Genomic DNA, 14,149 nt, shown 5'->3' with positions numbered 1-14,149 from the left:
TCCTTGCAAGGCGCGCCGTAGAAGGCTTTTAAAAAATTGGTATGGAAGTTGCCGAGCCCTGTGCAGACGACCCAACCCCCATGGGCCCGATTGCAAGAGGGAAGACTCATGCACCGTCCAACGCCCCACCCATTGGCTTTGCTGATTCTGGCAGGCCTGGTTCAAGCGCCGGCTCAGGCCGCGCTCTTTGAAGTAGACCCCGGCCCTTACCTGCCGGCAACTGGTGGATTCGCCGCTTGGTACCAGGACACCCACGGCCGGGTGCTCGACCTATGCTTGTCCAAGGCTGTCAGTTCGCGGGTGGCCGGCGCTCCCGGCGCGCCCTCGTACATGTGTGTGCTGAACCCCGCACCCGGGGTGTTCGACGACACCAAGCCGATCAGCTTTCCCACCAACTACCCCGACGAGACCTTCTGGTTCACTGCCGATGCGGCGATTGTCGACGCGGCACGCGGGATTGACTTGAGCTACGGCACCGCCATCGAGGCCGCCTTCGCCGCCGAAGATGTGGTTGATGGCGACCAGGTCAGTTTCGCCCGGGTACGGATTCGCGTCGATGTACCCACCGCCGGTACCTACATCATCACCCACCCGTACGGCGTGGAAGTCTTCGATGTGCCTGCCGGAGGACGCCGGGCGATCAACATGACCCGCGACATCGGCATCGGCACCCCACAAACCTACACCGGTGCGCTCAAAGGCGATGTCGGCCCGTTCTTGCGCGGTGCCGGCGGCCCTTACACCGAGACCAACCCGCAAACCGGTGCCAGCGAGCGTTACATCGGTGACCCGAACCTCAATGAAGCGGTGACCGGCAGCCCGTTCAACACCAACTTCGTACGCATCGAAGGCCCCAATGGCCTGGACCTGCGTACCACACTGTTCTCGGTCTCCGGCAAGCTCTCTGAGGTCGTGCGGCCAACGCCGGTGATTGCCCAGCGCAGCACGTTCTCGCGCCACAGCGAAAACGGCGACCTACGCGCCCAGCAGGATGTCTTCGTGCAGGCTCCGCCGCCACCCGGCACCGCCGCTCTGATCAGCCAGACCCCGAACCTGAACCTCACCGAAGCCAACTCCACCGGTGCCTGGTATGGCCAGTCGGCCCTCAACCCGACACTGCCATTGAGCCTGCAGGTAACCGCCAACAACCAGTTGGCGATCCCCAGCAGCACCCCGACCACAATGAGCCTGCCGTTGACCGACCTGGTCGTGATCCAGCGCGCCGAGTACAGCCTGAATGCGGGAGAGCTGACCCTGGTCGCCTCGACCAGCGACGAAACCAGCCCACCGTCGCTCGTCGCCACCACCGGCAACGGCACGCTCATCGGCACCTTGAGTGGCACTGGCGCGGTCAAGACACTCACCGCCGGACAAACGCCACTTCCACCGGCCACGGTCACGGTGACCAGCGCCTATGGCGGTAGCGACAGCGAAGAAGTGGTGCTCGTGCCATGAACATCATTACGCCACGTCCCGTAGCAGGAGGCAGCATGAATAACTGGCCACGCCTGGCGCTCTGCGCAGCCGGGCTTTCCCTCTCGCTGGCCGGCACTGCCTGGGCCGGCCTCAAAGCGGTCGATCCGGGCCCCTACACCTTGGCCACCGGGCGTTACCCGATGTGGTACCAGGACCACAACGACCTGTCCATGGAGCTGTGCCAGTCAAGAGCGGCGAGTTCGCGGGTGCCCGTGTCGGTACCACCGGCCTATATGTGTACGCTGCTGCCTGAGCCTGGTGTCTACGATGATGCCCTGCCGCTGGTGTTCCCGGATAACTGGCCACCGGAGATGTTCTGGTACCTGGCTGAAACCTCGATTCCGGCAGTGGGCAACAGCGGCTATGAGATGGATGTTTATGTCGCCGGTATCGAGGCCGCATTTGCCGCCGAGAACCCGGTCGATGGCGACCAGCAGAGCTTTGCCCGGATCCGCATCCGTGTCTCGGTGCCCCAGGCTGGCACCTATGTGATCACCCACCCCTATGGTGTCGAGACCGTCAACGTCACGAGCCCAGGACGGCGCGCGATCAACATTACCCGTGACGTCGGCATCGGTGCCCCAGGCGATTTCAGCGGTGCGCTCAAAGGTGCCTTGGGGCCGTTCCTGCGCGGTGCGGGTGGCCCGTACACCGAAATCAACCCGGATACCAGCGCCAGCGAAACGTTCATCGGCGACCCGAACATCACTGAAGCCGTCATCGGCAGCCCGTTCAACACCAACTATGTGGAGATCAAAGGGCCGGCCGGCACCATCCGCACCGACGTTTTCACCGTGTCCGGCAAGGTGCTCGATGCCCGCAAACAGACCCCTGCAGAGCTCGAACGCGCCAGCTACCGGCGTACTTCAGCCGGTACCCGGGTAGAGGTGTTCGCCAAGGCACCGAACAATGCCACCCTGTGCTTCCGCGAAACCCTGGCACTGGTCCCCGGCACTCCGGCTTCGCCTTGCCAGTTCAACCTGCTGCCTGACAACAACGGCCTGTTCTTCGCTCACCGCCTGAGCCCTGGCGCGCCACCACCGGTGGTCGTGGTCACCGCCACCGACCCTAGCGGGGAAACCCGCCCCACCGCGCTGTCGCGCAAGCTCAGCGATGTGGTCAAGGTCACCACTGCGCGTTACGAATGGGCCAATAAACGCCTGCGGATCGAAGCCAGCTCCAGCGACGAAGTACAGGTGCCCGACCTGGTCGCCCAGGGCTATGGCCGCCTGTCCAAGTCCGGCACCGTGCAAAGCCTGACGGTCAATGACCTGGCACAGCCTCCGGCCAGTGTCACGATCAAATCCGCCGCCGGTGGCAGTGATACCGAAGCGGTGGTGGTGGTCGGCAATGCGCCGGTCGAAGCCGAGAACCAGGCGCCGGTAGCCGTTGTGGATCAGGGCAGCACCAGCTTCGGCGTGCCGCTGACCTTGAACCTGCTGAGCAATGACCGCGACCCGGACAACAACGTGCCGCTGAGCATCGCTGACCTGACTCAACCCGATCCAGGTCTGGGAACTGTCGCCCTCAGCGGCAGCGCCGCAGTGGTCTACACCCCACCGCCAGTGGTCAACGGGCCGATGACCGCAACCTTCACCTACCGTGCCCAGGACAACAAAGGGCTGAAGTCAGAGGTGACCACGGTGACCGTCAACGTCGCCCCGAACCAGGCGCCGACGGCAAACAACGACACCGCTGCCACCCTGGGTGTCGCCCTGCCGATCAACGTCCTGCTCAACGACAGCGATCCGGAAGGCAACACGCCTCTGGCGGTCAACAGCGTGTCGCAACCTGTGGACGGCCGCGGCACGGTGAGCACCGATGGCAACCTGGTCACCTACACCCCACCGGCAACGATCCCGGCGCCGTTCACCACCAGCTTCACCTACATCGCCCGCGACAGCCTCGGAGCCCTGTCGACGCCTGCCACGGTAACCGTGCAGGTCTCGCCAAAACCGGCGGCAGAGACCTTCGCCATCACCACCGCGACCGTCACCGCGCGCTCCAACAACCGCTACAACTGGGACCTCTCCGGCACTTCGTCGGTGACTACCGGTAACACCGTCACCGTGCAGGTCACCACCCCGAGCGGGCTGGTCACCCTGGGCAGTACCACGGTGCCGCTGACCGGACGCTGGCGGTTGACGGTGAGCAACAGCACCACGGTGATCCCGACCGCAGCACCGTCGGCGACCATCCGCACCAGCCAGGGCACTGTCCGTACCGTGCCGGTCAACGTGCAGTAGAACGCAGGAGAAATGACCATGGCGCGCCTGACCACCTTGCTGCTGTGCCTGACCTTGCTGGGTCAGGCCGCCCTGGCCGACGACTTGATGGACAACGCCGATCTCGGCCCCGGTGGCGACCTGGGTGAACCGCTGTCGCTGCAACCGCTGCCGGCCAGCACCGGGCAGCAGGCGCAGATCGAGCAGAACGGCCAGACCAACCGCGCCGCCATCGGCCAGGACGGTCAGGCCCTGCTGGGTCGCATCGTGCAGTCGGGCGGTGCGCAGGAGGCGTACATCCTGCAACAAGGCAACGACCTGATGGCCAGCATCAACCAACAAGGCTATGGCAACAGTGCCTCGATTGCTCAGAGCGGCAGCAACAACCGCGCAAACATCGAGCAATACGGCAACAGCAATAGCGCCAGCATCAAACAGGACGGCACCGGGCTGCAAAGCTCGGTGGTCCAGGCCGGCAACGGCCAGCGTGTGCAAGTCAACCAATACCGTTGAAACCTGGAGGCACCACCATGTTCAAGCTCGCTCCCTTAAGCGCCGCCATCGTACTGTGCCTTGCAGGCCAGGCGATTGCCGACGAAAGCCAGTCGACCCAGAACCAGTCGGGTACCGAGAACATCGCAGAGGTCAAACAGACCGCTGCCCCGTTGAGCATTACCACTCAAGACCAGGTCGGCCTGGGCAACAACCACGCCGCCAAGCAGGAAGGTGGCAACAGCAAGATCCAGCAGAGCACCACCGGTGAATACAACGCCGGTTACGCCGAGCAACTGTTCGAGTTCGGCAGCCAGATCAAACAGCAATCGTCCGGGGCGCTGAACAACACCCATGCCAGCCAGTCCCTGGGTACCGAAAACGAAGCCGAGCAGACCCAGGAAGGCAGCGGTAACTTCTCGTTCGTCTACCAGGACAGTCAGACTGGCAGCACAGGCACCACGATGCAGTACGGTAGCGATAACCGTGCCTTCGTCGAGCAATTGAACGGCGGTGCTGCCAACAACGCCTTGAGCATCCAGTCCGGTACCGACAACTACAGCGCCGCCGAACACATCAACCATACCGACGGCCAGATCGGCATCTATCAGACCGGTGAGAGCAACTGGGCCTATGGCGATCAGCGCGAGGGTCAGGGGGGTACCGTCACCATTACCCAGAACGGCGCGAGCAACTCCACCGAAGTCTGGCAGGACACCCAGGCGGACAGCCACGCATCGGTTACCCAATATGGCATGACCAACGAAGGTGTGATCGACCAGAGTTTTGGTGAAAGCAACGTCGCCAGCATCTTCCAGAGCGGCAATCTCAACGCCATCTACGCCGACCAATACGAATCGACAGGTTCGCTGTCGACCCTGGCCCAGTCAGGTAACGGCAACGTCAGCTTCACCTACCAGACCGGCGACAACCATGTGCTGGAAGTCAGCTCAAACGGCACGGGCAACAAGGTGCTGGCCAGCAACTGGAAAGGCGATAAATCCGGTGGTCAGTTCGGCTACAGCCAGACGGCAGTGATCAACCAGAACGGCAGCGGCAACAGCGCCAACCTGACCCAGAAGGACGTCGCGCAAATGGCGCGGCTGGACCAGTACGGCACCGGCAACACCGCCGAAGTGACCCAGGTCGACACCAACAACGAGCTGTACTTTGAACAGAACGGCACTGACAACCTGCTGATCGCCGATCAACGCGGCACCACCAACTACGCCACCGGCTCCAGCGCTGGCGAGAGCAACGTTGTCAAGCTGGACCAGTCCGGCACTGGCAACCAGAGCTCCACCTGGCAGCTGTACGGTGACCACAACAGCGCCACCATCAAACAGACCGAAGGCGTCAATGTCGCCTACGTGACTCAAGGTGGCTCCTACAACCAGGCCTCGGTCGAGCAGAGCGGCGCGAGCATGAACGCGACCGTCCAGCAGTATGGCTACGGCAACCAGGCCACTGTGTTGCAGCAATAGCATCACCGCCGGCTTGTACCAGCGGCGGTGCAACTTGCCTCACGATATTGCTCACTGAATTTTCCCGCTTGGCCGCAGTTACCGATGGGGGTGACTGCGGTCCTTTTTCCTCTCCCCAGGCCCCTGCTAACCCACTCCCCCCGCCAAAACCCTTGACTCAGAGCCTTCGCTCGCGACCCGTTAATATTTTATTTCTCGCCTGAAGGCTTTACATGTAAATGCTAATCCTTATCATTCTCGACGCCTTGAGCAAGGCCCACCAGTCCCGGGCCCTGCTCACCCTTTGTTCAAGGAGACATTTGACATGGCGTCGCGCTTCAACCTCAGCCCCTTGAGTATTGCCTTGCTGGCAACACTGGGCTCCTCGACCCTCACCGCCGCTCCCCTGCAACTGCCCGCCGATGAAGTGCAAATCCAGCCTACCGACCTCCCGGTCGCGGGCACCCGCCAGGCCATCGAACTGGAAGACACCAAAGTGCTGGGCACTGCCGAAGAGGAGCTCAAACAGGCCCCCGGTGTGTCGATCATCACTGCTGAAGACATCAAGAAACGCCCGCCGGTCAACGACCTCTCCGACATCATCCGCCGCGAACCCGGGGTCAACCTTACCGGCAACAGCAGCAGCGGTGCGCGCGGCAACAACCGCCAGATCGACCTGCGCGGCATGGGCCCGGAAAACACCTTGATCCTCATCGACGGCAAGCCTTCGACCTCGCGCAATGCCGTGCGATACGGCTGGAGCGGCGACCGCGACACCCGCGGCGAAACCAACTGGGTACCCGCCGAAGAAGTCGAGCGCATCGAAATCCTGCGCGGCCCGGCGGCCGCGCGCTACGGTTCCGGGGCCATGGGCGGTGTGGTGAACATCATCACCAAACGCCCGACCGAGGACCTGCGCGGTTCCATGACCCTCTACACCATGCTTCCCGAGGACGATGCCGAGGGCACTGGCAAGCGTGTCAACTTCAGCCTCAGCGGGCCGCTGACCGACAGCCTGATCTTTCGCGTGTACGGCAACCTGAACAAGACCGACGCCGATGACATGAAAATCAACTCGGCGCACCAGGCCTATGAAGAGTCCTTGATGGCCGGCCGTGAAGGCGTACGCAACAAAGACATCAACGGCATGCTGAGCTGGAAGATCGACCCGGCCAACACCGTCGACCTGGAAGCAAGCTACAGTCGCCAGGGCAATATCTTCGCCGGTGACACCATGCTCAACGCCGGTGGCGAATTCGTCGAAAGCCAGGTCGGCAAGGAAACCAACGTCATGCAACGCTCCAGTTTCGCCGCGACCCATCGCGGTGACTACGACTGGGGCACCTCGACCGCGTCGCTGTCCTACGACCTGACCCGCAACGCTCGCCTCAATGAAGGCCTGGCCGGCTGGGGTGAAGGTGCCCCCTCAGGCAGTGCCGGACGCTTTGAATCGCGCCTGCGCAATACCCGCGCCACCGGCGAGGTCAACCTGCCACTGAATGTCGGCCTTGAACAAGTGCTGACCCTGGGCGGCGAATACCTTTACGAGTCGCTCAACGACCCAGGCTCGCTGCGTCCGCAAAGCTATGACCCGGGCGCCGAACTGCCAGGCTTCGACCGTTCCCAGACCAAATCCACTGCACGCAGCTTCGCCCTGTACGCCGAAGACAACATCGAAGTCGGCGCCAACACCATCGTCACCCCCGGCCTGCGCTACGACCATCACGAGGACTTCGGCAGCAACTGGAGCCCAAGCCTCAACGCCTCGCACCAGATCACCGAAGCCTTGAGCGTCAAGGGCGGTATCGCCCGCGCCTACAAGACCCCGAACCTGTACCAGGCCAACCCCAATTACCTGCTCTACAGCCGTGGTGCTGGCTGCAACTCCAGCGAAGTCAACGAAGGCGGCTGCTACTTGCTGGGCAACGCCAACCTCGACCCGGAAACCAGCGTCAACAAAGAGCTGGGCCTGGCTTACGACAAAGGCACCTGGCGCACCAGCGCCACCTACTTCCGTAACGATTACAAGAACAAGATCGAGGCCGGTAACCAGACCTTGTTCCGCCTGCCCAACGGCCGCCGTATCCTGCGCTGGGAGAATACCGGCAAAGCGGTGGTGCAAGGGGTGGAAGGCAACCTGTTCATCGCGCTCACACCAAGCCTGGACTGGAACACCAACTTCACCTACATGATCGAATCAGAAAACAAGAAAACCGGTGAACCGCTGAGCATCATCCCCGAGTACACGGTCAACTCGACTCTGGACTGGAATGCCACCGACAAACTCTCGTTCCAGCTCAACGGCACCTACTATGGCAAGCAGGAAGCACCCGGCTACAACGCCCGCGCCAATGAAGCGCTGGACCCCAAAGTGCAAAAGGACGTCGACCCTTATGGGCTGGTCGGCATCAGCAGTGGCTATGAATTCAACAAGCACCTGAGTGTGCGGGTCGGGGTCAACAACCTGTTCGACAAGCGCCTGTACCGTGAAGGTAATTCTGACGAAGCCGGTGCATTGACCTACAACGAAGCTGGACGGGCCTACTACGCTTCCTTCACCACTTCGTTCTAAAAACCTACAGGGGCCGCACAACATTGTGCCGCCCCTGACTAGATCGAGCCGGACGAAAACTCTTCACCTGTAGGATTTTTCGTCAACGCTACCCGATAAATTCAACACAACTATGCCCCCCGTACTATCGTTCCTTGAATCGACGTATCGTTGGCGCCCTTCCGGCCCAGGCCAGAGCCGCCCTCCTGAATGACTCGGGATTTTGCTTACATACTCGACAAGGAGCTGAACTTTGACCTCTGTGTTGATTGTTGACGACCACTCCACCGTGCGCTTGGCCGTTCGCATGCTGCTTGAACGCGAACACTTCACTGTCGTCGGTGAAGCCCACGACGGTGAAACTGCAGCGCAGATGGCACGGGACCTTCGCCCTGGCGTGGTGATTCTCGACATCGGTCTGCCAGGTATTGATGGCCTGAGCGTATTGAAACGCTTGCAGCAACTCGAACCTGCGCCACGTGTGATGGTGCTGACCGGCCAACCCGCCAATCTGTTTGCCCGCCGCTGCCTGGACGCCGGTGCTTCGGCCTTCATTCGCAAGGACGAAGACCTCGAAGCCCTGTTGTCGGCATTGAAAGCCATGATCAAGGGCTACTCGGTTTTTCCCGACCTACCGATGCAGCACGGTCCAATGCTGAGCGAACAACAGCGCTTGAAGAAACTTTCCGATCAGGAGTTAGCCGTACTACGGCTGCTGATAGAAGGACAATCGAACAACGCCATCGCTGAATGCATGCACCTGAGTGCGAAAACCGTCAGCACCTACAAAACCCGGATCCTGGACAAACTGGAGCTGCGATCCTTCGTGGAGCTGATCGAACTGTCGCGCCGTCATTCGCTCTGAGCCCGCCATGAGCCGGCTCACAGCCTTACTGCTAGGTTGCCTGCTAAGCCTGCAGACACTCCTCGCCTTTGCCATCGATGTCGGTGAACCACGCCAACTACTGGCGCGGTCGATCAGCAGCACGACGCTGGCGCTGTCAGCCGAAGACCGAAACTGGCTCAAGCACAAGCATCACTTGCTGCTCGGCACCACCAATCCCGACTACCCGCCGTTCGATATCAATGTCAGCAACAGTGACTATGAAGGTTTGACTGCCGACTACGCCGGATTGGTCAGTGAGCTACTCGGCATTCCGATCGAGGTCCGGCGCTTTGCCGATCGCGCCCAGGCGATTGCCGCGCTGCATGCCGGCAAGATCGATCTGCTGGGCAGTTCCAATGCCTTCGAAGCCGCCGATGCGCAACTGGTACTTAGCCGCGCTTACACCGACGACCAATCGGTGATTGCCATCGGTTCAGGGAAATCCCTGGGGCTCAACGACAAGCTTGCAGGGTTGCGCCTGGCGATGGTCGATCACTATCTGCCAACCCCTGTCGTCACCGCGCTTTACCCGCAGGCGAAACTGCAACTTTACAGCTCCAACCTGGCAGGCCTCTCGGCCGTATCGCTGGGAAAGGCCGACGCGTTTCTCGGCGACGCGGTCAGCAGTGACTACCTGATTACCCGCGTCTATTTGGGCAGCGTGCAGATCGATCACTTCATCAAGAACCTGCGCGGCACCTTCGCCTTTGCCGTGTCCCGCAACAACCCTAACGTACTGCGCCTGCTCAATCAGGCACTCGACCGCATCGGCGACAACGACCGTTTGAACATTCTGCGCCGCTGGACCAGCGGCAGTACCCGGGTGCTGCTCAACCGCAGCAGCCTGAGCCTGAGCGCCGCTGAGCGCAGCTGGATCGAGCAGCATCCACGGGTGCGGGTGGCGATCAACAAGTACTTTGCGCCCATGAGCTTTTACGATGACCGTCATCAGTTTCGCGGCATCACAGCCGATGTCCTTGACCAGATCAGCCTGCGCACCGGTCTGAAGTTCGACATTCAAGTGGTCGATTCGATAGCGCAAATGATCAGGCAGGTCGAACTAGGTCACGTCGATATCGCCGGTGTGCTGCCGCCCACCCCGGCTCGCGAAGGCACTTTGCGCTTCACTCGCCCTTACTTGATTACCCCGCGAGTACTGGTCACCCGTACTGACAACTCCAGCCTGAGCGGCGCCGCACAGCTCAACGGCAAGCGCCTGGCGTTGATACGTGACGTCTCGCCGGTCGAAGCCGAGCTGCGTCTGCGCTACCCGCAAACCACATTGGTAGCCGTCGATAACCCGTTGTCGCTGATGGAATCTGTGGCGCAGGGCAAGGCCGATGTGGCCTTGAGCTCGCAGATCAACGCTGCCTATTTTGTCAGCCGCATGTTCAAGGATCGTCTGCAAATTGCCTCTATCTACGGTGACCAACCAGGCATTTTCTCCTTTGCTGTGGGCCGTAACGCCACACATTTGCACTCGATCCTCGACAAAGCCCTGCTCAGCATCACGCCTGACGAAATGACCGAACTGACCGGCCGCTGGCGTACCAACGCACTGATCAGCGACAGCCTCTGGTACAACTACCGCGGGCTTATCCTGCAGATCCTGCTGGGCGCCGGGGTACTGATCGCGGCGGTGATTCTCTGGAACCGCTACCTGCGCAAACTGATCCAGCAACGCAGTGCGGCCGAGCAGGCCCTGCAAACGGAGCTCGGATTCAGCAAGCGCCTGCTTGAAGAGTTACGCCTGGCCAAAGAGCAGGCCGAAGACGCCAGTCGCGCTAAAAGCACCTTCCTGGCGACCATGAGCCATGAGATCCGTACGCCGATGAACGCGGTCATCGGTCTGCTTGAACTAGCCGTCCAGGATGCTGAACAAGGCCGTGCCGACCGCGCGTCCCTACAGGTGGCATTCGAGTCGGCCAATGGCATGCTGGAACTGATCGGCGACATTCTCGACATTGCCCGTATCGAATCCGGGCACATGTCTCTGGCGCCGCAGCCGACCGACCTCAATGCCCTGGTCAGCGCTACCGTGCGGGTATTCGAAGGCAACGCCAGGCTCAAAGGACTGAGACTGGAAAGCAATCTGCAGTCCACGCAGCATCTGGTCCTGGTCGATTCGCTGCGTCTCAAGCAGATCCTCTCGAACCTGGTAAGCAATGCAATCAAATTCACCGATCAGGGCAGCGTCAAGGTCAGTCTTCGGCTTCACCAGCGCGAGGATGGACAACTGCAGGTTCTGCTGGAGGTCATAGACAGCGGCATCGGCATCAGCAGCGAAGATCAGCAGCGCCTGTTCCAGCATTTTGCCCAGGTCGGTACGCAAACGGCACGCCAGGGCACAGGGCTGGGCCTGGTCATCAGCCGTAGCCTGTGTGAGCTCATGGGCGGAACGTTGAACCTGCACAGCGCCCCGCACCAGGGCACACGTGTCGAGGTCACACTGAGCCTGGCCCTGGCCGAATCTGCCGCTCACACCGACAGCAAACCACGGACCAGCGGCAATAGCATGCCGACGCAGTCCATTCTGGTGGTGGACGATTACCCCGCCAACCTGATGCTGCTCGAACGTCAACTCACGGTACTTGGCCACCGGGTCATTCAGGCCTGCGACGCTCAGCAGGCGCTGGCGCTTTGGCAAGAAGGCGACTTCGATACGGTGATCACCGATTGCCACATGCCAGATATGGACGGGCATCAATTGGCCCGGCAGATCCGCGCCCAGGAGCAGCGGCTGCAGCTACCTGCCTGCCTGATTCTCGGCCTGACCGCCAATGCCCAAGCCGAGGAACGCGAGCGTTGCCTGGCCAGCGGCATGAACGGCTGCCTGTTCAAGCCCATTGGGCTGGCCGAACTGCGCCGTCATCTGCAGGCCGGTACTTCCCAGACGCCGCTGCCGGAAACTGCCGACGATGACCGACACGCCAGTGGCTTCAACATCGACAACCTCCAGTACCTGACCTTGGGCGACCCAGCGCTGATCCGCCGCCTGGTCGGCGAACTGGCACGCAGCAACCACGAAGACCTCAATGCTCTGCGCGCCTTGGGCCCGCAGCCTTCACGTAACAGCCTGCGTGCCCTGGCCCACCGGATCAAAGGCGGCGCCAAGATGCTCAAAGCGCGCGGGCTGGTGCACAATTGCGAAGCGCTGGAGCAGGCCAGTCTCGGTGATGCCACGGATGAACAGCTCAAAGTGTTGCTCGTTACCCTGGAGCACAGTTTGCTAACCCTGGAAAAACAGCTGAGCCAAACCACCTGAACCCGCTTCCACGGCTCAGCTGCTCTCGCGGACCACCAGTTCAAAGCCCAGATCCTGGTTGTGCACGGTGCCACGCTTGCCATCGAGCAAGCCCAGCAAGGCCTGGGCGGCGCACCGGCCAATGGCGGCGCGCGGGGTGCGGATCGAGGTCAGGCGCGGAACCATATGCGCTGAAGCCGGCAGATCGTTGAAACCGACCATGGCCACTTGTTGCGGCACCTTTACGCCCAGGCGCAGTGCCTCAAGAATCGCCCCTTGGGCCAGGTCGTCGTTGCAGAAGAAAATGCCATCGACATCGCCATGTTCGGCCAGCAACTGCCTGAACAACTCACCACCCAGACCGATGGACGACGGCTGCGGCGACAACACCTGCAGTTCACGGGCATAGCGCCCCGCTTCGACCAGGGCCTGGCGAAAACCTTCGGCACGCTGCATCACCCGTGGGTCGAGCTGCGCGGCGATGAAGCCCAGGCGCTGGCAGCCGCGCTCAAGCAGGTGCTGCGCCGCCGCCGCACCGGCCTGCTGCTGGGAAAAGCCCACCGACATGCCCTGCTCCTGCAGCCCCAGCTCCATCATGTGCACACAGGGCACGCCACTGGCGTTGAGCATCTGCTTGGACGCTTCGCTGCGATCGAAGCCGGTGAGCAGCATGCCGCGCGGCTGGTAGGCCAGATAGTTGCGAATCAGGTTTTCTTCTTCGGCGATATCGTAGTGATAGTTACCGATCAGCACCTCAAGGCCCCGCGGGCGCATGACCTCGTGGACGGCCTCCAGAGTCTCGATGAACAACTGGTTGGACAGCGACGGGATCAATACCACGATCGACTCGCTCTGCGCCGAGGCCAACGCTCGGGCCGCCGGGTTGGCGACATAACCGAGGGTGGTTGCTGCCAGCTTGACCTTCTCGACCAGCTCCGGGGCAACGGTGCTGACCCCGCGCAGGGCGCGCGAAGCGGTAATCGGGGAAACCCCGGAAAGCCTGGCCACTTCAGCCAGAGTGGGACGACCGGTAGTGCGGGAGCCGATGCGGGTCATGGGGAATTGTATTTTCGACTTGCAAAGAATGGGGAACGGGCACTAAGGTAGCGCTGTCTCACTACACAGGCAATGCATAACTGCAGGTGACCTGAAATGAGCATCCAGACTGCTGAATACAAGATCAATAACATCTGGGAAAGAAGCGCCCGAGGCTAATTCAGTCGCGGCTAAAGATAGCGCTATCTTGCCCTGCAGGAGGTACCGATGAACCCACCCCTATCCGCGATCGTGGTCATGGGCGTAGCTGGCTGCGGCAAGAGCTACGTCGGTGCCGCCATTGCCGGCTTGAGCGGCGGTCGCCTGATCGAAGGCGACGACTTCCACCCTGCCGCCAACATCGAAAAGATGAGTGCCGGCATTCCCCTGGACGATGATGACCGTGCCGGTTGGCTGATCCGTCTGGGTGAAGAGATGCAGGCCACCCTCAAGTCCGGTGAACGCCCGATCCTGACCTGTTCGGCGCTGAAAAAGCGCTATCGTGACGCCTTGCGCCATGCCGTGCCCGACCTGGGTTTCGTGTTTCTCGATCTCACCCCTGCAGAAGCCAGCCGCCGGGTGCTTGCCCGCCCTGGACACTTCATGCCGGCTAGCCTGATCGACAGCCAGTTCGCTGCCCTCGAACGCCCCAATGGCGAAGCCCTGACCCTGCCCCTGGATGCCACACTGCCGGTGGCACAACTGGCGGTGCAGGTCGACCTGTGGCTAAAGCCTTGCGGTGAGCCGGTGCTGGCGCGAACGGCCTGATCAGGCGGT

9 protein-coding genes are annotated in these 14,149 nt (G+C 61.6%); 8 read left to right on the top strand and 1 reads right to left on the bottom strand.

All coding sequences use genetic code 11. The features are described 5' to 3' along the window. Positions 1-108: 108 nt before the first annotated feature. From ACVI9W_RS24185 to ACVI9W_RS24155, 7 genes are all read left to right on the top strand, one after another. Complete coding sequence (locus ACVI9W_RS24185; RefSeq protein ID WP_461531513.1) at positions 109-1,455, top strand: hypothetical protein; 1,347 nt, start codon at positions 109-111, stop codon at positions 1,453-1,455. Positions 1,456-1,490: 35 nt separating this feature from the next. Further along, positions 1,491-3,722 (top strand): Ig-like domain-containing protein, encoded by a 2,232-nt coding sequence (locus ACVI9W_RS24180; protein WP_461531512.1) that lies wholly within the window; start codon positions 1,491-1,493, stop codon positions 3,720-3,722. 18 nt (positions 3,723-3,740) lie between these two features. Next, positions 3,741-4,214, top strand: a complete 474-nt coding sequence (locus ACVI9W_RS24175) for a curlin (RefSeq protein WP_461531511.1) — start codon at positions 3,741-3,743, stop codon at positions 4,212-4,214. 17 nt (positions 4,215-4,231) lie between these two features. After that, positions 4,232-5,677: a curlin gene (locus ACVI9W_RS24170; RefSeq protein ID WP_461531510.1), complete on the top strand. Its 1,446-nt coding sequence runs from the start codon at positions 4,232-4,234 to the stop codon at positions 5,675-5,677. Positions 5,678-5,981: 304 nt separating this feature from the next. Further along, positions 5,982-8,228: a FepA family TonB-dependent siderophore receptor gene (locus tag ACVI9W_RS24165; RefSeq protein ID WP_461531509.1), complete on the top strand. Its 2,247-nt coding sequence runs from the start codon at positions 5,982-5,984 to the stop codon at positions 8,226-8,228. Between the two features lie 232 nt (positions 8,229-8,460). Then, entirely contained in the window at positions 8,461-9,072 is a 612-nt protein-coding gene (locus ACVI9W_RS24160) for a response regulator (RefSeq protein ID WP_461531508.1), read from the top strand. 7 nt (positions 9,073-9,079) lie between these two features. Beyond that, the gene (locus ACVI9W_RS24155; protein ID WP_461531507.1) at positions 9,080-12,358 is read left to right on the top strand and encodes a transporter substrate-binding domain-containing protein; all 3,279 of its coding nucleotides are present in this window, start codon (positions 9,080-9,082) and stop codon (positions 12,356-12,358) included. Positions 12,359-12,373: 15 nt separating this feature from the next. Here the strand turns inward: ACVI9W_RS24155 and gntR are convergent, their stop codons facing one another. Then, complete coding sequence (gene gntR / locus ACVI9W_RS24150; RefSeq protein WP_461531506.1) at positions 12,374-13,393, bottom strand: HTH-type transcriptional regulator GntR; 1,020 nt, start codon at positions 13,391-13,393, stop codon at positions 12,374-12,376. Positions 13,394-13,600: 207 nt separating this feature from the next. Here gntR and ACVI9W_RS24145 point away from each other — a divergent pair, with 207 nt between their 5' ends. Then, the gene (locus ACVI9W_RS24145; protein WP_038610435.1) at positions 13,601-14,140 is read left to right on the top strand and encodes a gluconokinase; all 540 of its coding nucleotides are present in this window, start codon (positions 13,601-13,603) and stop codon (positions 14,138-14,140) included. Positions 14,141-14,149: the final 9 nt, after the last annotated feature.

The sequence above is a fragment of the Pseudomonas sp. 210_17 TE3656 genome (assembly GCF_054821965.1).
Note: the sequence above shows the minus strand (reverse complement) of the source record. Positions and strands in the feature narration are given on the sequence as shown.

Coding starts and splice junctions, on each gene's coding strand:
- ACVI9W_RS24185 (WP_461531513.1), top strand. CDS start 109: ATGCACCGTCCAACGCCCCACCCATTGGCTTTGCTGATTCTGGCAGGC.
- ACVI9W_RS24180 (WP_461531512.1), top strand. CDS start 1,491: ATGAATAACTGGCCACGCCTGGCGCTCTGCGCAGCCGGGCTTTCCCTC.
- ACVI9W_RS24175 (WP_461531511.1), top strand. CDS start 3,741: ATGGCGCGCCTGACCACCTTGCTGCTGTGCCTGACCTTGCTGGGTCAG.
- ACVI9W_RS24170 (WP_461531510.1), top strand. CDS start 4,232: ATGTTCAAGCTCGCTCCCTTAAGCGCCGCCATCGTACTGTGCCTTGCA.
- ACVI9W_RS24165 (WP_461531509.1), top strand. CDS start 5,982: ATGGCGTCGCGCTTCAACCTCAGCCCCTTGAGTATTGCCTTGCTGGCA.
- ACVI9W_RS24155 (WP_461531507.1), top strand. CDS start 9,080: ATGAGCCGGCTCACAGCCTTACTGCTAGGTTGCCTGCTAAGCCTGCAG.
- gntR (WP_461531506.1), bottom strand. CDS start 13,393: ATGACCCGCATCGGCTCCCGCACTACCGGTCGTCCCACTCTGGCTGAA.
- ACVI9W_RS24145 (WP_038610435.1), top strand. CDS start 13,601: ATGAACCCACCCCTATCCGCGATCGTGGTCATGGGCGTAGCTGGCTGC.